Consider the following 22,374-nt stretch of genomic DNA (forward strand, 5'->3'; position numbering starts at 1 on the left):
ATGCCTTCATCCTCCACAGCCCGAATAATGCGAAGGCGAAGGTCCGGCGAGAGTGGTTTAGCCATGGGGGCTGGCCTCCATCACCAGCCCTCAGGGTGAATCACGATTTGCTTCCCAAGGGAATCCCTTCCGATTCCGCCAAGTCGGAAAATGCTCTAGAACGAGTTGCTTAGCGGCTGTGTCCATACTCAATCCAACGAGTGTAGGGCTTCGGTGAAAACTTTCCAAGTGGGCGGTGTTGCAGCCCACTTTGGAGAATGATTTGTTCACAACGTCGATGCCCAGGGAGGACGCCCGCAACGCTTCAAGGCGCTCGCCGCCGATTTTGTAAACGGGCGAGCCGCGCGTGTGTCGGTCGTTTCACGAGAATCCACAGCCTGCGTTCGGCGGAAGTGTCTTGCCCGCTCGCAACCTTCGCGTCCTTCCAGTTTGCAGAACCCGTATGGTCCTGCCCGCAGTGCTGTTGGCATTATGATCAGGCGCTCACGCTGTGTGTCTCCGATGGCCAGTTCCCGTAGATGGCGGCGATGCGATGGAAGGCTTCCTTCGGTTCCCATGGCGGCATCTCTTGAGATATCGGATGATCTTCGGGATAGGTTCTCACCAACGAGAAGCTCATCATGTCGAGATCGCGTGCCCCTTCGCGGTAACGAAACGTTGGGAACGAAAAAACATAGATGAAGACGCCGGATATCCCCGCATCACTCAACAAACCGAGTTGCTCGGCGACATAATCGGACTGCTCGCGCTCGCTACGCGTCGGAACGATGCCGTCTGTGAAAATGCCGGTTCCGTCGGGATTGGTCCCCTGCAGGCGCATGAAGCCGCCAGCCCCTAGAACGCCGGCGCCTTCGTAGGCGCAGGAACCGACCTCCATTACGATAAGCGGCTTGCCGATCCGATAGCGATCCAGTGTTGCAACATAGTCCTCGGGGGTTTCGTTGCTGCGATAGTGATCCACGCCGACGATGTCGAAAAGGCTCCAGTCCACCATCTCCCACATACCGGCAGAGTAGGTGACTGGCCCTTTGAATTCATGGCGAACCGCCTCGACGATGCCGCGCAGAGCATCATTGAGCATGTGACCCTTCTCGGTCAGCAATGTGCGGGCGTCTTCGGAGTGAATCTCCTGGGAGAGGCGAGCGACCGCCATTACCCGCTCCATGACGGTGGAGCCTTCGAGAATGCCCTCGTTGAACAGCGTCATTTCGCAACCTGCAACAAAAACGATGTCGGCGCCCTCGTTGCGAAGTCTCTCGGCGACCCGCGCCGACTGCGCGAAATAGCCGGCCAGTTCGGTGACCGGGACATTCATCTTCCATGGGTTAAAGAAAATGGTCAGGCCCGCGGCATGAGCGCTGCGCGATGCCATCGCGAGGCGGTCGATTTCCTCGCCTTCGATCCGGATTGCGTTCGCATGCAACTCAGTCGCGATCACCTTGATGTCATGGGCGGCAAGAGCGGGGTCGAATGGCTCGACGGAATAGGCTTGCCCAGCGGTAAACCTCAACCCTACATCATACACTACGCCACGGTATTTCATCTTTTGATCTCTTCTGCTGCGACGGATGGATCTGTCATGACCGTCGGTGACAATAGATATGGCCAATGCGATGTAAGCGCTTGGCGCGGCTGCCCGGCAATTGATATTCAAAACCCTGGTTTCAGAACAGCCTCTTAGCGTACCGATGATGGGGAGTATTCAATCGGCGGACATGGCGGTTAGATTTTGTTCTCCGCCGTAATGATGTTGTCCACTCAAGTGACGTAGTTGCGGACACGCGAAGAGGCTCGACGATGCTGTTGGTCAGGGTGGGCTGACCCATGGACTGTTCGCGTCGGCGACGATGCTCTTCGCCCAGTCTATGAACACGCGCACTTGCGGAGCCAAATGCTCGCGTGCCGGAAACATGATCGACAGCGGGCGATGGACGGGACGCAGCTTCGGCAGGACCCGCACGAGCTGTCCGCTGTTCAGATATTCCTTGACGACGCAGCCGGGCACCTGGATCAGACCCATGCCAGCGAGGGCGCACGCAACGAAGGCCTCCGTGTCGTTCACGAGGATACCGTTTTCGAGGCGAAGTTCGCGCTCGCCGGTCCCTCGCGGGAGACGCCAGGGTATGGCCATATGACCCCGGCCCGAGAAATAGTTGACTGCGAGATGGCCACGCAGGTCCTCGACACTCTCCGGAATGCCGAACCTGTCGAGGTAGGCCGGTGATGCGCAGATCAGCATGGCCATCTTGGCGAGAACGCGCCCAACCAGGCTGCTGACCGGCAGGTCGCCGATCCTCAGAACACAATCGATCCCCTCCGCGATCAGATCGACCGGTTGATCGCTGACGCCGAGAATGAGATCGATGTCCGGGTATTTCTTCTGGAAGTCCGGAAGATTGGGAATGATCAGCGGCTTCGCGATCGCGACCGGGATATCGACCCGCAGGCGACCCTTCGGAGCGTCGCCGACGCCGCCAAACAGATTACGCGCTTCCCCGACCTCGTTCAGGATTGCGACCGCGCGATCGAAGAACAACCGCCCTTCACTCGTCAGGGAAGTCTGCCGCGTCGTTCGATGCAGCAATCTTGCGCCGATCGATTTTTCCAGTTCGTTCACGGCGTTCGTCACCGTCGGGCGGGTCGCGCGAAGGGCCTCGGCCGCCCGGGTGAAGCTCCGGTTCTCCGCAACGGCCACGAAGACTTTCAATTGCTGCAGAAAGTCCATGTGGCTTCTCCGTCCGGGCCGGTAGGCCCATTATTATTGTTATCATATTTCATAACAATAAAGTTCAGATTCCGTCACTTCTGGCGAACAAAAGGTGAGGCTATCTCCTCGTTTCAGGAATTGGCCGAGACGAGGTCCGGAAAGGCAGGAGATGGCGCGCGTTGTTCGCTTTCACGAATATGGTGATGCCGACGTTCTCAAGATCGAGGACATCGAGGTCGCGGCTCCCGAAGCCGATGAAGTGCAGATCGACGTGCGCGCGATCGGGCTCAACCGCGCCGAGGTCATGTTCCGGCGCAACGCCTACATCCAGCAGGCGCAGTTTCCCAGCCGATTGGGCTACGAGGCGGCTGGTGTCGTCAAAGCCGTCGGCGCGTCGGTGAACGATTTCCGTCCGGGTCAGTCGGTGAGTGTCATTCCAACGGAAGACATGGCGCGTTGGGGCACGTACGGCGAAGTCATCAATATTCCAGCCCGCAATCTGGTGGCGCATCCCAACAATCTCACCTTCGAGCAGGCCGCTGCGTCATGGATGAAATATGTCACCGCGTGGGGCGCGCTGATCGAGCAAGCGAACCTGAAGGCGGACGATTATCTAGTCGTAACGGCGGCATCCAGCAGCGTCGGGATTGCAGCGTTTCAGGTCGCGCGCGCGGTGGGAGCGACCGTCATCGCGACGACGCGGACCAGCGCCAAGAGCAGGGCGCTGTTGGATGCAGGTGCCCATCACGTCATCGCAACCGCGGAGGAGGATCTCGTCCCGCGGGTGATGGAGATCACGAGCGGCAAGGGAGCTCGCGTCGTATTCGACCCGATCGGCGGTCCCGCCATCGAGCAGTTGGCGAATGCGATGTCTCGTCGGGGAATTTTGCTCGAGTACGGCGCCTTGAGCCCGGACGCCGGTGCGTTCCCTCAGTTCGCCGTGCTCGGAAAGAGCCTCACGATCAAGGGCTATCTGTACAACGAGGTCGTCGATGACGACGAAGCGTTGGCGCGGGCGAAGAATTTCATCTCGGAAGGCCTTTCATCCGGGACGCTGACGCCGCTGATCTCCCGAAGTTTCAAGTTCGAGCAGATCCGGGAGGCGACGCGCTTCCTGGAGTCGAATGAGCAGATCGGAAAGATCGTAGTCACTGTCTGAAGCCCGCAAAGCGATGAGGGGGATGGAATGACGAATTCGAACAACTGGCAGGCTGCCGGCCTGAACCGACGGAAGATCGGTGACTACGTCGTCACCGCTATCGTCGACGGCATCGTCGCTGTGCCGTTCGACCTGCTGTCCGGGATAGGATCGGATGAGGCGACGAGCATGATGGTGGCGGCGGGACGTCATCCGTCATCCGCGATGACCGTCAGCACGTATCTGGTCGAGGGGAGAGGCCGGACCATACTGGTCGATGGCGGGGGCGGCGGCATCAATGGTTGGGGAGGGCGTTTGCACGCCTCGCTTGCCGCTGCCAACGTGAACCCGCTCGCAATCGACCAGATCCTGCTGACCCACGCCCATCCGGATCACATCGGCGGTCTCGTCGGAGCGTTGCCGTCGGCACCTCAGTTTCCGAACGCCGAGATCGTGATGCACGAGGCCGAATTCGCCTTCTGGTCGGATGACGCGAACCTCAGTCGGGCTCCGGACGCGATGAAGCCGTTCTTTCAGGCTGCCCGCGCCGTGTTCGCGGCGTATGCCGCTCGGCGCCGAACGGTCAGCGCGGGGCAAGTCGCGCCCGGTATCGTGATTGAACATCTCCCCGGCCACACCCCAGGACATAGCGGCTATCGGATCGATGGCGGCGATGCGTCCCTGCTCATCTGGGGTGATATCGTTCATTATCCGGATATCCAGGTGCCCAGACCCGAAGTGACGATTGCGTTCGACGCGGATCCCAAGGCGGCCGCCGAAACTCGAAGGAAGATGCTGGACAGCGTGTCCGCGACCGGAGAGCTCGTCGCCGGAATGCACCTGAATTTTCCGGGCTTCGCTCGGTTGTCGAAGAAGGCACAGTCGTTCGAGATCCGTCACGAGCCCTGGTCAGCGGAGCTCATCTGACACGAGACACGGATACGTCAGCTGCTTGTGGCCCGGCGCAGGATCCTCGTCGGGCCTGCAAGCCGAGCTCGGTGAGGCGGCTTCGTCGCTCCTGCCGGACGGAGATCGTGAGCGTCAATGCGCAACACGGTGAGCCAACGCGTCCTTGCTGATCCACTTCGCGAGAAGTCCGGGAGACAAGGCTTCCTCGACGCGAAACAGGTAGGACGCCGGCGATGTCGCCAGCAGGTTTTGCCGGCCCTTGCGCCGATCACGAAGCACCTTAGCCACCAGCAGCGTAGCGCCGGCGGCGCCGGCCACGACCGGATTGACGGCGGCCACGGCGATGCCCATGGCCGCAAGACCTGTCACCACGAGCGCCGGCAATTCGACTTTCAGATTCATCGCGCCGAGAGCGACGTCAATGTCGTTGTCGCGCAATGCGTCCTTGAGCTTTTGCAGCTCGGGAGCGATCTTCTTATCGAATTCCGCTTCCAGATGATCGTTCAGGGCACGCTCATCCGGAATGTCGCGAAGAGCAGCATTCTGTTGAGCAAACGCGACCGCCGCTGCCTGAAACTTGCCGCGTTCGCCCGCGAGCCGCTCACGGACCTTGGCGATCTTCCTGGCCGGGACTTGCGCGATGTCCTTGGGCAGGATGGTCCGCAATGCCAACAGAGCGTATGCCTGCTCGAGTTCACGCTCCGTCGGGCGCTCGTCGACCAGGCTCACGTCGGAAAGAAGAAGCTGGGCGAGCCTCTCCGTCGTCAGTCCTGAAAGCGCGAGATGGTCGATCGTTTCGTCCGTCATCGGCTGGAGCTGACGCTCGCCGGCAAGCTGGTCTGCAAGGGCAGTCATGTACACACGTGCGAGCATCGGGTGCATGCCCATCCACCTGTTATCGCCGGGATCGAACTTGGCCAGGCCCGATTTGAGGCAGCTCTCACGCAGTTCCGGCGTCATTTTTTCGAAGTAGACATAGGACAGGCGGGGATCGATGCCGGACAGCCCGCCGGCAGCAGGAGGCTCCTGATCCTGCGGCCTGGCCTTCCATTGGTCCACCTTGGCCACGCCGTAGCGGTCCAAGAGCCGCGCGTGATATTGATCGATGAACTGGACAAATGTTTCGCCGAATGCAGGACTGGCCCATTCGGGGCGGACGACATCGACGAAGCCCTCGAGCTCCCTGACGGTATCGCTATCTTCCGTTTTGTAGGTGGACGGCACGATCCGGTACATCTTGTCGAAATATACCGCTGACAATTTCAGCCAGTTGTCGTCCTTGAAGTGGATGAAGGGATAATAGAGCCCAAAATTCGTGGCCATGGAGACCTCCACTCGCTGCTGGCGCGAGGTTAGCGCAACAAGCCCCTTCTGATTGTGAACTACCCGACAGTTCCTCCGATTTGGATTCGGCGGCAGCGCCGGTGCGGAGGAGTGCGCCAGTGCGCGCTCCATCCGGGCTACTGGCTACGCGTCCACTATCGCCGCAGCACCGCGATCGTCCGGTTCGCAAACGTCAGCCGCTCGGCCATGACAGACACGAAATACGTCAGCAGCTTGTGGCTGAGCGCGGGATCCTCTTCCCTGATCTCGTCGAACTGGTGCGTGTTGAGCACGTAGAGCACGCTGTCCACCTCGGCCTGGATCGTCGCGCTGCGCGGGGTGTGCGACACCAGGCCCATCTCGCCGATCGTGGTGTAGCGGCCGAGGCTGCGTACGCGCGTGGTGCGCTCGTCGTCGGCGGGGACCATGATGCCGACGCGGCCGTCGAGAATGAAGTGCATGGAATCGGCGGGGTCACCAGCCTGCACGATGACCTCGCCGGCCTCGACCTCGATGCGCTGGCAGCGGTGGATCAGCCTGTCGGCATCGTCTTCGCTGTCGAGGATGCGCGTGAACCAGTCATGCAGGCTCGCTTCTTCCTGGGCCAGGCCCTGATGCTGCGAGATGATCTCGTTCTCGCACCATTCCAGCGCACGATCGAGCTCGGGGATGATGGTGACGCCCTCGCCGACGAAGTCGCTGGAGCGCAGCACCTTCTCGGCCGCCGCCGACAGATGCACCAGGATCAGCTCGACGCCGAGGTCGTGCGCGCTGCGCTTGATCTGGGCAAAGCTGTAGGCCGCCGAGGAGTCGACGCCGGTGACGAGCTTGAAGTCGAACAGCAGATAGCGGCACTCCGGCCGCTCCTGCAGCAGCTGCTTGACGTGCTGGTAGAGCCGGTTGGCGGAGCCGAAGAACAGATAGCTCTGCAGGTTCAGGCCCTGGATCTTGCCGCCATGGGCCTGCAGCACATCCTGGTCGTCGCGCGAGCGGTCGAGCGAAGAACGATATTCCGAGCCGTCGAAGCTGTACTTGATCGATTCCACCCGCGCCGCGCTGAGCGCAAAGGTCGCGCAGCCGATGACCACGCCGATCAAAATGCCCGGCACGAAGCCCCAGACCACGATGATCGCGATGATGGCGATCAGCGAGAGATATTCGAGCTTCGAAAGCCGCTTGCGCGACTCGATGATCCATCGGTGCAGCTGGTCGGCGCCGAGATAGAGCAGCAGGCCGCCGATCACGAATTTCGGGATGAAGCCGAGCAGCTCGGGCGCGACCGCGAGCATCAGCAGCGACAGCGCTGCGACGGTGGCGCCGGACAATCGCCCGCGCCCGCCGCTGCTGTAATTGAGAAGCGAGCGGCTGATCGAGCTGCAGCCGGGGTAACCGCCCAGCAGGCCGGTCAGTACATTGGCGGCGCCGGTGACGTTGAGCTCGCGCTCGAGATTGGCCTCGCGATGCGCGGCGACCTCGATGCCGGTGGTGTTGAACAGCGTGCAGGACGCCGTGACGAAGATGACGGCGATGACGTTGCCGATCACATCAGGCAGGACAAACCACGGATAGCGGGCGAGATCGTCGCTGTGCCAGGGCAGCGTGAACACCGCTTGCGGCGGCGGCTGAAACGTCCAGCCAAGGGTGCGTGCGCTATCGAACGAGACGCCGGTGATCCAGAACGCCAGATGCGCGGTGAGCACGCCGCCGACCAGGATGATCGGCAGCCCGAACGGGCTGCGCGAGCGGTGCCAGGTGAGATACAGCACCAGCGCCATCGCGCAGGCGGCCCCCAGCTCCAGCATAACGGTGGCGTTGGCGAAGTACGGCAGCGCCGCGAGCTGCAGGGGGTGGTTGGTGATGACCCGGATCGCACCGAGCGCGATGAGCAGCCCGGTGGCGCCGAGGAAGCCGCCGACCACGGGATAAGGCACGTAGCGGATGGCGCGCCCGAGTCGCGTCAGGCCCAAGCCGCACAGCACCAGCCCGGTCAGCACCGTCGACAGTCCGAGCGTGATCAGGACCGCCGGGAGCAGCGGTGTCGAGGGGGCCGCCGTCTCGATACGCTCGACCAGCGAAGCCACCAGGATTCCCGTCACCGCGGCGGTCGAGCTGTCGGGCGCGCCAACCGCGAAGGGCAGGGAGCTGCAGAGGCCGATGACGATCGCCAGCACCGCCGAGCTGACGAAGGTCGCCGTGATCCCGTAGCCCAGATAGGGCGACAGCGGGCCGGCGAAGATCAGCAGCGAATATGACAGCCCGAAGGTGACGGTCAGGATACTGGCCGCGCTGCCGCCCAATATATCATTCAGCGCACGCTTGAGGGCCGGATTGAATCGCGGGGCCGGAGTGAAAACAATTGCTGGATCGGTCACGCGGTTGCGCTCGCCCCTGAAGAATGTCGTCTGAGACGTAGACGACTACGGACTTAGCGCAACAGGATTCTTGTCACTATGAAATATCCGACAATTCCGCGAGCGCCTCGGTGAGGATATCCGTTCACGGCGTATGAATGGTCCACCATATGGTGGACGGAAAAACCGAAGCGCTGGCGGCGGTGTTAGCCGGGACGACGAGGAGCACCCGGCCTCTACACGTCATTGCGAGGAGCGAAGCGACGAAGCAATCCAGATTGTCACCGCGGAGGGATTCTGGATTGCTTCGCGGAGCCTGTCATCGGGCCGCGCTTCGCGCGGACCCGGTGGCTCGCAATGACGGAGCGCGCGGCGAGAGCCGGGCCTAAATCTTCAGCTCTTTCCCCGTCACGCGCCGATACGCCTCCAGGTACCGCTTGCTGGTCGCTTCCACCACGCTCGCCGGCAGGGGCGGCGGCGGGGCGTCGCCGTTCCAGCGGCCGGCGCGGCGTTCGACGTCGAGATAGTCGCGCAGCGGCTGCTTGTCGAAGCTCGCCTGCGGTTGACCGGGCTTGTAGGCATCGACCGCCCAGAAGCGCGAGGAGTCCGGCGTCATGACTTCGTCGATCAGGATGATGCGGCCGTCCTTGTCGCGGCCGAACTCGAACTTGGTGTCGGCGATGATGATGCCCTGCTCGCGCGCCAGCTCCTCGCCGAGCGTGTAGATCGCACGCGTCATGCTCTCGAGCGTGTAGGCGACGTCGTCGCCGACCACTTCGCGCATCTTCGCGATCGTGATGTTCTCGTCATGGCCGGTCTCGGCCTTGGTCGCCGGGCTGAAGATCGAGGGCTCCAGCTTCTCGCTCTCGACGAGGCCCGCCTTCAGCTTCTCGCCGGCGAGCGTGCCGCTCGATGCATATTCCTTCCAGGCTGAGCCCGAGAGATAGCCGCGGATCACGCATTCGATCGGAAACACGGTGGTGCGGCGCGACAGCATGGCGCGGCCGAGGATTTCGGCGCGGTGCGGCTTCAGCGCCGGCACGGCCGCGATGATCTCGTCGGTGTCGGCGCTGATCATGTGATGCGGCACCACGCCTTCGAGCTTGTTGAACCAGAACGCGCTGATCTGGGTCAGCACCGCGCCCTTCATCGGGATCGTTTCGCCCATCACGACGTCGAAGGCGCTGATGCGGTCGGTGGTGACCAGCAGCAGGCGGTCGTCGTCGACGGCGTAGATATCGCGCACCTTGCCGCGGCCGATCTTGGTCAGGGGCAGGTCGCTGGAGAGCATCGTGGTCATGGGGCGGGCCTTCAGGCGAGAAATCCGGCCGCGCCTGATGGCACGGCCGGACACCGGATTAGCCTATTCCGGCAGCGGAATGAACTCATGTTCCTGCGGAACCGCGGCGAAGCGGCCGGTTTTCCAGTCCTGCTTGGCCTGCTCGATCCGCTCCTTGCTGGAGGAGACGAAATTCCACCAGATGTGGCGCGGGCCCTCCAATGCATCGCCGCCGAGAAACATCATCCGCGTCGCCTTCAGCGCCTTCACGGTAATGCGGTCGCCCGGACGGAAGATCAGCAGCCGCGGCCCCTCATAGCGCTCATTCGCGATCTCGACCTCGCCGTCGACGATATAGATCGCGCGCTCCTCTTGATCGGGGTCGAGCGGCACGCTCGCGCCGGCGGCGGCCGTGACCTCGGTGTAGAACCAGGGCGAGACCATCGACACGGGGGAAGTGATACCGAATGACGAGCCCGCGATCACCCGCGCGGTGAAATCGCGCTCGGAGATCATCGGCAAATCGCCGGCGCCGTAGTGCTGGAACGATGGCGCGATCTCTTCGGATCCGGCCGGCAGCGCGATCCAGCTTTGCAGGCCCAGCATTTTCTGGCCCGAGGCGCGCTGCGCATCCGGCGTGCGTTCGGAATGCGCGATGCCGCGCCCCGCCGTCATCAGATTCATCGCACCGGGCGCGATTTCCTGGAGGTTGCCCTCGCTGTCGCGATGCATGATCGAGCCGTCGAACAGATAGGTGACCGTGGCAAGGCCGATATGCGGATGCGGCCGCACGTCCATGCCTTTGCCGGAGACGAACTGCACCGGGCCGAAATGATCGAAGAAGATGAAGGGCCCGACCATCTGCCGTTTGCCATGCGGCAGCGCGCGCCGCACCGCAAATCCGTCGCCGAGGTCGCGCGTGCGCGGCACGATGACGAGATCGAGCGCATCGCAGGACATGGGATCGCCGAGCACGGGATCGTTCGAGGGTTGCCAGCTCATGGTGAACTCCTGTTTCTTGCTGGTATGATCGTAGCAGAACAATGTTGCGAACGGGAGGAGACAGATGATTCCGCCGCTCAAGCCTGGCGCCGAACTGCTCCAGGTCACGGGTCCCCAGATCGAGACGGAACGCCTGATTCTGCGCCCGTGGCGCGCCGGCGATATCGCTCCGAACGCCGCCATGTTGACCGATCCCGGCACCGCCCGTTTCATTGCACCGGACGGCAAGCCGATCACCACCGCGATCGGCGGCTGGCGTAACGCAGCCGTGATGTCCGGGCACTGGGCGCTCTATGGCTTCGGCATGTTCGCGGTCGAGGAGAAATCCAGCGGCAAATATGTCGGGCGCGTTGGTCCATGGTGCCCGCCGGGCTGGCCGGCCTTCGAGGTCGGCTGGGGCATTGCCAGGGAATTTCGCGGCAGAGGTTATGCGGTCGAAGCGGCCCGCGCGTCGATCGACTGGTCGTTCGACAGCTTTGAGATCGACGAGATCATGCACTGTATCGAGAGCGAGAATGTGCCGTCGCAAGGCGTGGCGCGCAAGCTCGGTGCGCGGAAGGATCGCGAGATCGATCTGTTCGGCAAGCCCGCCGACGCCTGGATCACGTCGCGGGCTTCGTGGCTGCGACAAAATTGAATCGATCTCCGATCTGACCTAAGTTCGCGCGACCTACGATCGGACCGATGGGATGCTGCTGACCAATCTCGAACTCGCCTTTCGCGCCGCCAGCGTCGCGCTGCTGCTGGTGCTGGCGGCGTCGCTGCTCTCCGATTTTCGCAACGTGCTGGCAGGACGGCTCGGCGCGGCCTTCGTGCTGAGCTCGGTCGCGCATGCTGTGAGCTATTCGTTGGATGTCACGTCGCGGATCCCGCTCTGGCATGCACCGCTGATCGCGTTGTCGACCGGCACCATCGTGGTGTTCTGGCTGTTCACGCGCGCCCTGTTCGACGACGAGTTTCGCCTTCGCTGGTGGCACGGTTTGATCTGGGCGCTGGTGGCGGCGTTCAGCTTCGCAGGCTGCGTCTGGATTGCACCCAGCGGCCATGTGCGGTTCTCGGTGACCTTGGTCAATCTGATCGTGCTCGTTTTCATCGCGCTTGCGGTCGGGCAGATGATCGCCTCCTGGCAGGCCGACCTGGTCGAGCGTCGCCGGCGCGTTCGTGTCTTCATCGTCTGCGCGATCGCGCTTTATGGCGGGGTGAACGCGGTGCTCCAGATCGCCGTCGCCGGCCACCACGTCGGCGACATCGCCGAAACCATCAATACCGGCGTACTCGCCTGCATCGTTGCGTCGATCGTCTATGCCATGATGCGCGTCGATGGAGCGGATCTGTTTCCGGCCGCAGCGGAGCCCGCACCACCGATTGTTTTCAGTCAGCCTGCGGCCGATGACGCCGCCGATCAAAAGCTCATCGACGCCCTGATGCGACTGATGGCGGACGAGCGGGTCTATCGCCAGGAGAACATCACCATCGGCGCACTGGCAGGCCGGCTGAAAATTCCGGAATACCGGCTGCGCCGCCTGATCAACCAGCGGCTCGGTTATCGCAACTTCAATGTGTTCCTGAACAACCACCGGATCGAGGAAGCCAAGGCCGCGCTGGCCGATCCTGCCCAGGCCGAAGTCCCCGTCATTACCATCGCCATGGATGCCGGGTTCCAGTCGCTCGGCCCCTTCAACCGCGCCTTCAAGGCGATCACGGGCGTGACGCCGACGGAGTACCGGCGGCTCAAGGCAGATGCAGCCTAGATTTTAGACCTTTGAAATCACGTAAGAATTCCGAAATCGACTAGTCCCGATCAGTTTCGACAAGGTCGCTTTTCAAATCCGGCGAGCGGATATCGCCCGCATCCGGCCAGCTCTCCCGCACTCGCCCCGCAGCCGGAGAAAGCCCGTGACCCGTCGCCATAAGATCGTCCTCCTGACCACCGCCATCGCCTGCGCCGGCCTCGCGCTCGGTGTGGCGCGGGCGCGTGACGTGCCCAAGGTTGCCACCGGCTTCATCGCCGACACGCTCTGCTCGGAGACGTTCGTCTCCCGCCTGGATCCCCAGCGCGACCTCGCCGAGACCACAGACGCGATGCCGGGCACCGGCCTCCTGACCTGGGCGATGAATTTGCAGATCGATCGTACGCGCAGGGATGTCACCGTGACGCTGTTCGGCATCGGCCGCAGCCATGCCGTCTATCGCGAGGGTCTCGGCTGCACGCTCGAGCACGGCGAGGGGATCGCCGCCGTCGCGTTGCCGACGGACGACAAGCAGCCCGCCTTGCTGCCCGAAATCGCCGGCGAGGGGATTGTGCCGCCGCAAAGTGAGGAACTGTCAGCCGCGCTCGATCGCGCCTTCGCCGAGCCCGCGCAGCCGCCTTACCGCCGCACCCGCGCCATCGTCGTCATGAAGTCGGGCCGCATCATCGCCGAGCGCTACGCCGACGGCGTCGGGCCGGAGACGCAGTTGCTCGGCTTCTCCATGACGAAGTCGGTGATGTCTGCGCTGACAGGCATCCTCGTGCGCCAGGGCAAGTTGAAGCTCGACGGGCCTGCGCCGATTGCCGCCTGGCAAAATCCTGATGATCCGCGCCATGCCATCACCGTCGACCAGTTGCTGCGTCACACCGCTGGCATTGCGCTCGGGAGCTCGTTGCAGGCCTCGCTCGGCTCCGTGCTCGAACCGGTCAACACCATGAAATATGCCGAGGACGATATGGCCAGTTTTGCCGAGCGCGCGCCGCTTGCAACCGCGCCGGGCACGGCATGGAACTATCACGACGGCAACTTCCTCATCCTCGCGCATTTGCTGCGCGATGCCGCCGGCGGCAAGCCGGCGGATGCGCTTGCCTTCGCGCGCCGCGAATTGTTTGCGCCGCTCGGCATGCACCACGTCACGCTCCAGCTTGATGGTGCCGGCACGATCGAGGGCTCCGGCGCGATGATGGCATCGCCGCGCGACTGGGCGCGCTTCGGCCAGCTCTATCTCAATGACGGCGTTGCCGGCGGCAAGCGCATTCTGCCTGAAGGCTGGGTGAACTATTCGGCGACAGCCACACCAAATGCCTGGGTCGGCGTCGGCGCCGGCTTCTGGACCAACCAGGGCGACGGCTTTGGTGCGAAGTTTCGCATCAAGCACGGCTGGCCCCGCGATGCCTTCTTCGCCAAGGGCACGATCGGGCAGTACACCATCGTGATCCCGTCTGAGAAGCTGGTGATCGTGCGCTTGGGACGCTCGCCGAACGCGCCGCCGGAAGCGGATGGCGTGTTCGATCTCGTGCGCGACGTGGTGGCGGCCACGCGCGAGAGGGGGAAGGTGGCGGGGGTGAATTGAGAGGAGCGGAGCGCCGTCTCTTCTCCCTCGCCCCGCTTGCGGGGAGAGGGTTGGGGTGAGGGGGAGTCTCCGCGGTGGAGGTGAGAGTTGGATTCGTGGAGAGTCCCCCTCACCCGGAATCCAAGCTGCGCTTGAATCCCGGCCTCTCCCCCGCAAGCGGGGAGAGGCGAAGAAATCCGCTACCTCCCCAGCTCAGTCGCCTTCGCCACGCGATCAAACCGCTCCAGCGTCATGATCGCATCTGCAAACTTCTCCGCGCGTGCGTTCAGCACGGGGCGGGCCAGCGTCAGAAACTTCTGCTGCATCGCCTGCGCATCCGGGAAAGAGCTCGGCTCGCCCGAGGGATCGGCATAGAGCCGCTCATGCACGCCGTCGTCCGTCGTGATGCTGACGCGGGCGCCGAACGGATGGGTGCGGCCGACCTCGAGGCGGTCGTCCTGCACCACGTCGAACTTGTCGGCGAGCGCATCGATGGCGGCGTCGCCGAGACGGTTGTAGTCGTCCCAGCCGAACGAACCCTGGTCGAGCGCGAGCGCGCCGGTGAAGAACATCGAGAACTGGCCGCCGACGATCGACGTGGGATGCCGCTTGGTCGCGGCATCGCCGGTCAGGGTGATGCCGTTCCGATGCAGGCCGATCTCGACACGCTTGACCTGGTCGGGCGTCAGATTGTGCTCGCGCCGCATCGCGATCAGCGCGTCGATCGCGGCGTGGGTGTAGCGGCAGCTCGGATACGGCTTCACGCCGATCTTCATGGTTTCATAGGTCTTGCCGAGTTCGGCGACCGCCTTGTCCGGATGCGCATCGTCGGTGTAGCCGGCGAGCAGGCCGTGCTTGCCCTCGACCGATTCCGTCGAGCCGACGAAATCGTTGCGCGCCAGCGTCGCGGCGATCACGCCGTTCATCGCGGCGGCGCCGACCTGGTAGCGCTTGTTCCAGGCGCCGTTCATCAGGAATTGCAGCGAGCCCGCGGCCTGGCTGCCGGAGACGCCGAAGGCGGAGATGATCTGCTGCTCGGAGAGGCCGAACAGCTTTCCGGCCGCAGCGGCCGCGCCATAGGTGCCGGCGGTCGCGGTCGGGTGGAAGCCGCGCGCATAATGCGAGGTCGGGTCGAGCGCGTTGCCGAGCCGGCAGCAGACCTCATAGCCCGCAACGATTGCGGTCAGCACGTCGCGGCCCGACGCGCCGACCATCTCGCCCACGGCGAAGGCGGCCGGGACCACCGGCGCACTCGGATGCAGCGAGGAATCAGCGTGGGTGTCGTCGAAATCGAGGGAATGGCCGAGCGCACCGTTGAGCAGCGCGGCCACCGCCGGTGTCCAGGTCTTGGTGTCGCCGAACACGGTGGACTCGCCCTTGGTGTCGAGCGCGAGCGCTTCCAGCATTTTCAGCATCGACGGGGTCGATTCCGCCTCGCGCCGCGCCCGGATGGCGCTGCCGAGGAAGTCCAGCGTCAGCACCTTGGCGCGATCCAGCACTTCCGCCGGAATATCCTGGTATTTCAGATTGACGACATAGGCGGCGAGCGTTGCGGTTTCGTGGGCCATCGTGTTTCCTCGTTTTGGCGCGCAAGTTAGGCGGGCTGATTTGGCCTTTCAAGCGGCCTTGGGGCCGCGGGCACCAGCCATGCTTTTGGTGATCTGGGATCGGACCGGGATAGTCGACGATGGGATTCGCAAGACATGTGTTCGATCGGGTCCGGTCGCGGCGGACGCAGCTCGGGCTGGCGATCCGGGTCACGGTGGCCGCGACCGCGGCCTATGCGATCGCCACCGCGCTGCATCTCTTGCTGCCGCTCTGGGCGGTCCTGACCTCGCTGATCGTGACCCAGATGAGCGTCGGCCGCTCGCTGAAGGCGACGCGCGACTACGTGCTCGGCACCATCGGCGGCGCCATCTATGGCGGTGCCATCGCGATCCTGCTCCCTTATTCGACCGAGGCGGGCCTGCTGGGGTTGCTGGTGCTGGCGGTCGCGCCACTCGCCTTCGTCGCCGCGATCAACCCAAGCCTCAACGCGGCGACGGTGACCGCGATCATCGTGCTGCTGGTTCCGACCATGCATCATTCCGATCCCATGACATCGGCGATCGATCGCGTCAGCGAGGTCGGGGTCGGCGCCATCACCGGCCTGCTGGTCTCGTTCCTGGTGCTGCCCTCGCGCGCGGTGCGGCAGATCCGCGCCGCCGCGGCGCAACTGCTCGAGCTGATTGCGGACGCCTTCACCGAGTTGCTCGCGGGCCTCACGCGCGGCCGCGACAACGACGCGCTGCACCGGATCCAGGACGGCATCGGCACCGCCATGGTCGGCATGAATGCCATCGGCGCCGAAGCCGAGCGCGAGCGCGCCGCGCGGCTGTCGAGCGGGCCCGACACCGGCCCTTTGCTGCGCACCGTGCTGCGGCTGCGCCATGATGTCGTGATGATCGGCCGCGCCACCGTGGTGCCGTTGCCGGTCGAAGTGCAGATGCGGCTTGCGGCGCCCCTAACGGAAGTCTCGACCGTGATCGCGCGCTTCCTGCGCTCGGCCGCGTCCGCCTTGCGCGAGGGCGCCGGCGCGCCGCCGATCCATCCCGTCCACGTCGCGCTTCAGCATTACGCCGAGGCGGTTGCCGCCGTGCGCCAGGACGGCCTGATCCGCGGCCAGCCCGGCGACACCGCCGAGCGTTTCTTTGCGCTCGGCTTCTCGCTGGAGCAGATGCACCAGAATCTCTGCGATCTCGATCGCGTCGTCGGCGAATGGTCGGAAGCCGCGGCCGGCAAGTCCGTGCGCGTGGCGGAATAAGCCATAGCGTTTTCAAGCGAAGTGGATGCCGGTTCGCGTAAAGAAAACGCGTCAAAATAAGAGGCTACAAATCGAAGAACGCGAGCTGCGTCGCATCCCGCTGCTCGATGCCGTCGGTCAGCGCCCTCAATGCGACGTCAAAGCTCGGCTGCCTCTGCTCCAGCTCCCAGGCGCCGTCATGGTCCCACTGAAAGCACTGGCCATAGCGTTCGCCGGGCTCGACGTGGAGCAGCAGGCAGCGGCTGAGCTGCGACGGCTCGGCAACCGGCACCAGATGTTTCAGTGATACGCCGTATTCTTTCCGGAAATAGGCGCAGGCCTCTTCGAGCTCGTCCTCGGAATGGGCGATGAAGTCGAGCAGATTGCGAAGCTGTATGGCGAGCTCGTCCGGCGCATAGAAGCGAAGCTCGGAGGAGGATTCGGGCAGCCGCACCAGAAGCTCGGTCTCCCCGCGCGTCAGCAGGAATTTGCGATAGTCGTCGGGCAGGCGGACGCCGAGTGTCTGCTCGGCTGCGCTGACATTCGCTTCGCTGGCCTTTGTGCCGGGCTTCCAGCGCCAGCCTTTAGCGGACTTTCCTGTCTTGCCTCGGGACCTGCCCGCCTTGCGCCGTGCCAAATATTCCGCATAGCCGGGAAACGCCATGATGTCCTCATAGCCGCCGAACTCGGACCATTGATAGGCATCGTCGAAGGCCTCTTCCCGCCGCCCGGGAAAGAAGCCGCAGAGAAGCTCGGCGCGCTTGAGGATGCGATCATGACTCGGAGCGGTCTTGCAGAGATGCTCGATCGTCTTCAGCGCGGCGTCGGGATTGCCGGCGTCACGATAGGCATCGCTCAGGAGTTCGAGGATGCGCCCTTCGAGATCGTTCTCCAGGAGCGACCACGCATAATGCGGCTGTTTGGCGGCCCGGCGCGCGCGGATCGTATCGCGCGCCTGCTCGGCGAATAGCACCGCCTCCGCCGCATCGTCTCGGGCGCCGTAGCTGCGGCGGGCGGTGTGCCAGAGATAGAGCGGCTCGTGCACGGCCGGTGTGCCCGCGAGGGCATCGAGCTGTCTTGACTGCTCGGCACGCGGCGCGGCGAGCGCCAGGATCATCAGCTCGTCCAGGCCCTTCTGCCAGTCCGGCTTGGCTTGCGGATCGGGCGGGAGAGTGCGCAGCGTATATTGGGTGTCACTGGTCTCGACATAGCCGGCCGCGACGAGATCGACGACATGGCGGCGGAAGGCCATTGCTGCGTCGGCGATGCCGGAAAATTCCTCGCGCAGATATTCGTCCGCGTCGGGATCGCCCTTCCAGTTCATGTGGACGCCGATCACCATGGGATTGCTGCCCGGGATCAGCATCAATTCGCGGTCGTCGTCGCCGGGCGCGCGATGGAAGAATTTTGCCAGATACATGCGACCTCCGAACGCGCCGCCGCCATCGGCGGGCGCACGTTTCAGTCGCGGCTTTGGCGAAACCGGTTCACGCCGTCAGGGCTGGCGCTTCGTCAGGCCCCTGCCTTGCAGGCGCCAGAGCAGGAGGTCGATGCGATCCTGGCCGAAAAACGGCTCGTTCTCGAACACGAAGGTCGGCACGCCCCAATGGCCCGATGCGGCGTGGTCCTTTTCGTTCTCGGTGATGACCCGCTCGTAGCGATCCGGATCGGCCGTGATCGCTGCATCCATCGCCGCGAGATCGAAACCGGCCTTTTCGGCGGCGCGCGCGAGGTGATCGCCCTCGTTCCACCCCGCCACCGAGCCGTCCCACAGCACGCGCGCGATCGCGTCGGTGAATGCGAGCCCGCGGCCCTCGAGCTGCGCCATGGCACCCAGCCGGGTCAGGCGGTGGATGTAGGGCTGCTCGGCCGCAACATCGAAATTCGCCTTGTCCTGCACGATCGGATCCGGCCTGGGAAAGCGGAACGGAATGCCCTCGTGCTGCGCGACGCGCGTGCTGTCGAGCACCACATAGCGAATGAAGTTCGGGCTGGCCTTCTTGAAGAAGCCGGGCACGCGGACCGCGAGCGGATAGACCGGCCGCAAATTCACCGCGAGGTCATACTCCGCGACGAGCTTCAACGTCTTGGGGAGGGCCAGATAGCTGAAGGGACTGCGATAGGAATAGAAGAGGTCGACGGACAGTGTCATCGCACCGGCTCCACGATCCGCCCCATCATGCCGCGGGCCACGAGCTTGTGGAACGGCGTGATGAACATGAGGTAGGTCCGTCCGAGGAGATTGTTTGTCTTCACCAGAGTAGTCACGGTGACCTGGCGGCTCGCTGCATTCCCTGCCACGTCGACGACAATGCGAAAATCGAGGTGAAAATCATCGAAACCGGCGATCAGCCGGTCGGGCGTCTCGCTCAACACCGGAAACAGGCCGATCAGGCCGCCGGGCGCAGGAGCGCCTTCGCCCGATGTCTTCAGCCCGAACGGCGTCACCAGGATGTTGCGCAGGCGCACCAGCGCATCGACCCAGCGCGGCCCGTTCAAGACCATCCGCGTGCAGGCCTCGCGGGCGTTGACCGCCGCTGCGCCGATGTCGACGCGAAACGCGTCGATGAACTGCGCGCCTGACAGCACCGTGCCGGCATCGACATTGGGGACGACTTCGCGAACGGATCCGGTCATCCCGCGATCTTGCGCGTCAGTATCCCAAAGCGCAAGATCAGGAGGCCGGCATAAACGAACGATCCGATCGACAACCCGATCCAGACGCCGACCGCGCCGAGATCGGCGTGGAAGGCCAGCCACCAGGCGATCGGGAAGCCGACGCACCAATAGCCGATCGCCGCGAACACCAGCGTCATCTGGGTGTCATTGATACCGCGCAGCGCGCCGGCCATGATGGTCTGGAGCGCATCCGCGATGAAGAACGTCGCGCCGACCAGCAGAAGCGTTGCGGTCAGTTCGACCGTCGGCGCGCTGGCCTCGCTGCTGCCGAAGAACAACCGCCCCAGCTCATAACGGCCGAGGACGATGACGACGGTCAGCGCCGAGACGAGGGCGATCCCGACCACGGCTGCGACGAGGCCCGCATGCCGCACCGCGGCCGGCTCGTCGCGGCCGAAAGCTTGGCCGACCCGCACCGTTGCGGCCATGCCGATGCCGAGCGGAACCATGAATAGCACGGCCGTGACCTGCAGAGCGATCTGGTGTGCGGCAAGCGCGGTGGTCGAGATCAGGCCCATCAGGAGCGCTGCCGAGGAGAACAAGCCATATTCCAGCAGCAGGGAGAACGAGATCGGCGCGCCGATCACGATCAGCCGATGCATCAAGGCCCAGTCGATCCGCCACCAATGGCCCAGCGGATGGTAGTCCGCGAACGGCTTGCGCCAAGTGGCGATGGCGAGCGCGGCGACAAAGGTGCCGAGATTGACCAGCGTGGTCGCAAGCCCCGCGCCGAACAGGCCGAGCTTCGGCAGGCCGAACAGGCCGTGGATCAGGCAATAGACCAGCGCGGCATTGACGGGGATCGCCGCGACCGTGATCCATAGCGGCGCCTGCGGCCGGTTCACCGCGCTCATCATGCTGCGCAGCGCGATGAAGCCGAGTGCCGGCGCCATGCCCCAAGCGAGGCCATTCAGATAGTGTTGGGCGAGCGCGGCCGATTGCGGCACCTGGCCGAGCGCGAGCAGGATCTGCTCGCCATAGAGCGGCGAGGCCATCATCGGCAGCGAGATCAGCAGCGCCACCCACAGGCCGACGCGCAGCGAGCCGCGGATGCGCCCGACGTCGCCCGCGCCGAACGCCTGTGCGGCCAGCGGCGACACCGCGGACATCAAGCCGAGCCCGAAGGTGAAGCTGACAAAATAGACGGTGTGCGCCAGCGCCGCAGCGGCGACCGCATCCTCGCCGAGCCGGCCGATCAGGACGAGATCGGTCGTGATCATCGCGATCTGCCCGAGCTGCGTCAGCATCATCGGCACGGCCAGCCGCAGCGTCTCGACGAACTCCTGCGCGAGATGATTCTGCGGCACGCCGGCTTGCGGCTGCGAACGATGTTGAGTGGTGTCGAGCATGGCGGGCTCATTAGCACAGCCGAGCGACGAAAACATGGCTCTCGTGTCCCGGACGCGGTGCAGCGCGTAGCGCTGCACCGCAGAGCCGGGACCCACAAATCGCGGGCGCATCTCGGTTGGATGGGCCCCGGCTCAGCAGCGCATCACTGACGTGCTGCGCTGCGTCCGGGGCACGAGACCATTTCTGGACGTGGAAGAAGCCTCAGCTCTTCCTTTCCGGCACGCGCTTGATCTTCGCGCCAAGCGCGTTCAGCCGTTCCTCGATGCGCTCGTAGCCGCGCTCGATCTGGTCGGCGTTGTTGATCGTGGACGTGCCTTCGGCACAGACCGCGGCGAGCAGCATCGCCATGCCGGCGCGGATGTCGGGTGAGATCATCGATGCGCCGCGCAGCCGGCTGGGGCCGGCGATGATGGCGCGATGCGGATCGCACAGCACGATACGCGCGCCCATCGCGATCAGCTTGTCGACGAAGAACATCCGCGATTCGAACATCTTCTCGAACATCAGGATCACGCCCTCGCACTGCGTGGCGGTGACGATCGCGATTGACATCAGGTCGGCCGGGAAAGCGGGCCAGGGCTGGTCTTCCAGCTTCGGCACGTGGCCGCCGAAATCGTCCTGGATCTTCAGCGTCTGGTTCGAGGGCACGATGAGGTCATCGCCCTCGATGCGGCAGACGATGCCGAGCCGCTCGAACCCCATGCGGATCGAGCGCAGATGCTCGACGCCGGCGCGCACGATGCGAATCTGCGAGCGCGTCACCGCGGCAAGGCCGATCAGCGAGCCGACCTCGATATGGTCGGGCTGGATCCGGTAGGTGGTCGAGCCCAGTGTCGCCGGCCCATGCACGATCATGGTGTTGGTGCCGATGCCCTCGATCTTCGCGCCGAGCGCGACCAGGAAGTTGGCGAGGTCCTGCACATGCGGCTCGGAGGCTGCGTTGCGCAAATAGGTGGTGCCGTCGGCCGCGACGGCCGCAACCAGCGCATTCTCGGTCGCGGTGACGCTGGGCTCGTCCAGGAACACATCGGCCCCTGCGAGTTTGACCGCGCGGAATTCGAGCCGGTCGGTCGCCGTGACCTTTGCGCCAAGCTGTTCCAGCGCGAGCACATGCGTATCCAGACGGCGGCGGCCGATCACGTCACCGCCGGGCGGCGGCAGCATCACTTCGCCGCAGCGCGCGAGCAGGGGGCCGGCGAGCAGGATCGAGGCGCGGATGCGCACGCACAGCTCGGGATCGAGGTCGGCAGCGCGGATGCTCTTGGCGTGGATGTGAAGCGTGTTGCGCTCGGTCCACTCTGCGGCCGCGCCGACCGAGCGGACCAATTCGACCAGCGTCTCGGTGTCGCGGATCCGCGGCACGTTCTGAAGCGTCACCGGATGCTCGGTGAGCAGGGCGGCGGCGATGATCGGCAGTGCCGAATTCTTGTTGCCGGACGGCTCGATCGAGCCCGAGAGCCGGTGACCGCCCTCGACGATGTATTGGATGGGCGCCACTTGGATCTCTCCGTCCTGATGGGTTGGGGCGGGCTGCTTTGGAGGCGGAAACTA

18 protein-coding genes are annotated in these 22,374 nt (G+C 64.2%); 6 read left to right on the forward strand and 12 right to left on the reverse strand.

What is annotated here, in order from left to right; all coding sequences use genetic code 11:
* Positions 1–475: 475 nt before the first annotated feature.
* Positions 476–1,543, reverse strand: a complete 1,068-nt coding sequence (locus VGR99_RS00510; RefSeq protein WP_326896337.1) for a hypothetical protein — start codon at positions 1,541–1,543, stop codon at positions 476–478.
* 264 nt (positions 1,544–1,807) lie between these two features.
* Positions 1,808–2,725 (reverse strand): LysR family transcriptional regulator, encoded by a 918-nt coding sequence (locus VGR99_RS00515; protein WP_326896338.1) that lies wholly within the window; start codon positions 2,723–2,725, stop codon positions 1,808–1,810.
* A 151-nt stretch (positions 2,726–2,876) separates the two neighbouring features.
* Between VGR99_RS00515 and VGR99_RS00520 the strand changes: the two genes are divergently transcribed.
* A complete protein-coding gene (locus tag VGR99_RS00520) occupies positions 2,877–3,866 on the forward strand; it encodes a zinc-dependent alcohol dehydrogenase family protein (RefSeq protein ID WP_326896339.1) in 990 nt (329 codons plus the stop codon).
* 27 nt (positions 3,867–3,893) lie between these two features.
* A complete protein-coding gene (locus VGR99_RS00525) occupies positions 3,894–4,772 on the forward strand; it encodes an MBL fold metallo-hydrolase (protein ID WP_326896340.1) in 879 nt (292 codons plus the stop codon).
* A 114-nt stretch (positions 4,773–4,886) separates the two neighbouring features.
* Here the strand turns inward: VGR99_RS00525 and VGR99_RS00530 are convergent, their stop codons facing one another.
* From VGR99_RS00530 to VGR99_RS00545, 4 genes are all read right to left on the reverse strand, one after another.
* Positions 4,887–6,077: a DUF6236 family protein gene (locus VGR99_RS00530; RefSeq protein ID WP_326896341.1), complete on the reverse strand. Its 1,191-nt coding sequence runs from the start codon at positions 6,075–6,077 to the stop codon at positions 4,887–4,889.
* Between the two features lie 155 nt (positions 6,078–6,232).
* Positions 6,233–8,449, reverse strand: a complete 2,217-nt coding sequence (locus VGR99_RS00535) for a SulP family inorganic anion transporter (protein WP_326896342.1) — start codon at positions 8,447–8,449, stop codon at positions 6,233–6,235.
* Positions 8,450–8,813: 364 nt separating this feature from the next.
* Entirely contained in the window at positions 8,814–9,728 is a 915-nt protein-coding gene (locus VGR99_RS00540) for a phosphoribosylaminoimidazolesuccinocarboxamide synthase (protein ID WP_326896343.1), read from the reverse strand.
* A gap of 63 nt (positions 9,729–9,791) precedes the next feature.
* Complete coding sequence (locus VGR99_RS00545; protein WP_326896344.1) at positions 9,792–10,709, reverse strand: pirin family protein; 918 nt, start codon at positions 10,707–10,709, stop codon at positions 9,792–9,794.
* 64 nt (positions 10,710–10,773) lie between these two features.
* Here VGR99_RS00545 and VGR99_RS00550 point away from each other — a divergent pair, with 64 nt between their 5' ends.
* The 3 genes from VGR99_RS00550 (at position 10,774) to VGR99_RS00560 (ending at position 14,033) form a co-directional block, all read left to right on the forward strand.
* Complete coding sequence (locus VGR99_RS00550; RefSeq protein ID WP_326896345.1) at positions 10,774–11,346, forward strand: GNAT family N-acetyltransferase; 573 nt, start codon at positions 10,774–10,776, stop codon at positions 11,344–11,346.
* Between the two features lie 52 nt (positions 11,347–11,398).
* Positions 11,399–12,460, forward strand: a complete 1,062-nt coding sequence (locus VGR99_RS00555) for a helix-turn-helix domain-containing protein (protein WP_326896346.1) — start codon at positions 11,399–11,401, stop codon at positions 12,458–12,460.
* A 145-nt stretch (positions 12,461–12,605) separates the two neighbouring features.
* Complete coding sequence (locus VGR99_RS00560) at positions 12,606–14,033, forward strand: serine hydrolase (RefSeq protein WP_326896347.1); 1,428 nt, start codon at positions 12,606–12,608, stop codon at positions 14,031–14,033.
* 179 nt (positions 14,034–14,212) lie between these two features.
* Here VGR99_RS00560 and VGR99_RS00565 read toward each other — a convergent pair whose 3' ends face one another.
* A complete protein-coding gene (locus tag VGR99_RS00565) occupies positions 14,213–15,580 on the reverse strand; it encodes an MmgE/PrpD family protein (protein WP_326896348.1) in 1,368 nt (455 codons plus the stop codon).
* 119 nt (positions 15,581–15,699) lie between these two features.
* On the opposite strand from VGR99_RS00565, the gene VGR99_RS00570 reads away from it, so the two are divergent.
* On the forward strand, positions 15,700–16,815 hold the full coding sequence (locus VGR99_RS00570) for an FUSC family protein (RefSeq protein ID WP_326896349.1): 1,116 nt from the start codon (positions 15,700–15,702) through the stop codon (positions 16,813–16,815).
* 64 nt (positions 16,816–16,879) lie between these two features.
* On the opposite strand, the gene VGR99_RS00575 is transcribed toward VGR99_RS00570, so the two are convergent.
* The 5 genes from VGR99_RS00575 to murA form a co-directional block, all read right to left on the reverse strand.
* The gene (locus VGR99_RS00575; RefSeq protein ID WP_326896350.1) at positions 16,880–18,214 is read right to left on the reverse strand and encodes an SMI1/KNR4 family protein; all 1,335 of its coding nucleotides are present in this window, start codon (positions 18,212–18,214) and stop codon (positions 16,880–16,882) included.
* Between the two features lie 75 nt (positions 18,215–18,289).
* Positions 18,290–18,946: a 2-hydroxychromene-2-carboxylate isomerase gene (locus VGR99_RS00580; RefSeq protein ID WP_326896351.1), complete on the reverse strand. Its 657-nt coding sequence runs from the start codon at positions 18,944–18,946 to the stop codon at positions 18,290–18,292.
* Entirely contained in the window at positions 18,943–19,431 is a 489-nt protein-coding gene (locus tag VGR99_RS00585) for a DUF2867 domain-containing protein (RefSeq protein ID WP_326896352.1), read from the reverse strand. The genes VGR99_RS00580 and VGR99_RS00585 overlap by 4 nt, the downstream gene beginning before the upstream one ends.
* On the reverse strand, positions 19,428–20,822 hold the full coding sequence (locus tag VGR99_RS00590) for an MATE family efflux transporter (RefSeq protein WP_326896353.1): 1,395 nt from the start codon (positions 20,820–20,822) through the stop codon (positions 19,428–19,430). The genes VGR99_RS00585 and VGR99_RS00590 overlap by 4 nt, the downstream gene beginning before the upstream one ends.
* Positions 20,823–21,024: 202 nt before the next feature.
* A complete protein-coding gene (gene murA, locus VGR99_RS00595) occupies positions 21,025–22,320 on the reverse strand; it encodes a UDP-N-acetylglucosamine 1-carboxyvinyltransferase (RefSeq protein ID WP_326896354.1) in 1,296 nt (431 codons plus the stop codon).
* Positions 22,321–22,374: the final 54 nt, after the last annotated feature.

It is taken from the genome of Bradyrhizobium sp. (assembly GCF_035935975.1).
Classification (GTDB): Bacteria; Pseudomonadota; Alphaproteobacteria; order Rhizobiales; family Xanthobacteraceae; genus Bradyrhizobium.

What these genes read in the sequence shown, in the direction of transcription:
- VGR99_RS00510 (WP_326896337.1), bottom strand. Translation starts at nt 1,543, where the DNA reads ATGAAATACCGTGGCGTAGTGTATGATGTAGGGTTGAGGTTTACCGCT.
- VGR99_RS00515 (WP_326896338.1), bottom strand. Translation starts at nt 2,725, where the DNA reads ATGGACTTTCTGCAGCAATTGAAAGTCTTCGTGGCCGTTGCGGAGAAC.
- VGR99_RS00520 (WP_326896339.1), top strand. Translation starts at nt 2,877, where the DNA reads ATGGCGCGCGTTGTTCGCTTTCACGAATATGGTGATGCCGACGTTCTC.
- VGR99_RS00525 (WP_326896340.1), top strand. Translation starts at nt 3,894, where the DNA reads ATGACGAATTCGAACAACTGGCAGGCTGCCGGCCTGAACCGACGGAAG.
- VGR99_RS00530 (WP_326896341.1), bottom strand. Translation starts at nt 6,077, where the DNA reads ATGGCCACGAATTTTGGGCTCTATTATCCCTTCATCCACTTCAAGGAC.
- VGR99_RS00540 (WP_326896343.1), bottom strand. Translation starts at nt 9,728, where the DNA reads ATGACCACGATGCTCTCCAGCGACCTGCCCCTGACCAAGATCGGCCGC.
- VGR99_RS00545 (WP_326896344.1), bottom strand. Translation starts at nt 10,709, where the DNA reads ATGAGCTGGCAACCCTCGAACGATCCCGTGCTCGGCGATCCCATGTCC.
- VGR99_RS00550 (WP_326896345.1), top strand. Translation starts at nt 10,774, where the DNA reads ATGATTCCGCCGCTCAAGCCTGGCGCCGAACTGCTCCAGGTCACGGGT.
- VGR99_RS00555 (WP_326896346.1), top strand. Translation starts at nt 11,399, where the DNA reads ATGCTGCTGACCAATCTCGAACTCGCCTTTCGCGCCGCCAGCGTCGCG.
- VGR99_RS00565 (WP_326896348.1), bottom strand. Translation starts at nt 15,580, where the DNA reads ATGGCCCACGAAACCGCAACGCTCGCCGCCTATGTCGTCAATCTGAAA.
- VGR99_RS00570 (WP_326896349.1), top strand. Translation starts at nt 15,700, where the DNA reads ATGGGATTCGCAAGACATGTGTTCGATCGGGTCCGGTCGCGGCGGACG.
- VGR99_RS00575 (WP_326896350.1), bottom strand. Translation starts at nt 18,214, where the DNA reads ATGTATCTGGCAAAATTCTTCCATCGCGCGCCCGGCGACGACGACCGC.
- VGR99_RS00580 (WP_326896351.1), bottom strand. Translation starts at nt 18,946, where the DNA reads ATGACACTGTCCGTCGACCTCTTCTATTCCTATCGCAGTCCCTTCAGC.
- VGR99_RS00585 (WP_326896352.1), bottom strand. Translation starts at nt 19,431, where the DNA reads ATGACCGGATCCGTTCGCGAAGTCGTCCCCAATGTCGATGCCGGCACG.
- VGR99_RS00590 (WP_326896353.1), bottom strand. Translation starts at nt 20,822, where the DNA reads ATGCTCGACACCACTCAACATCGTTCGCAGCCGCAAGCCGGCGTGCCG.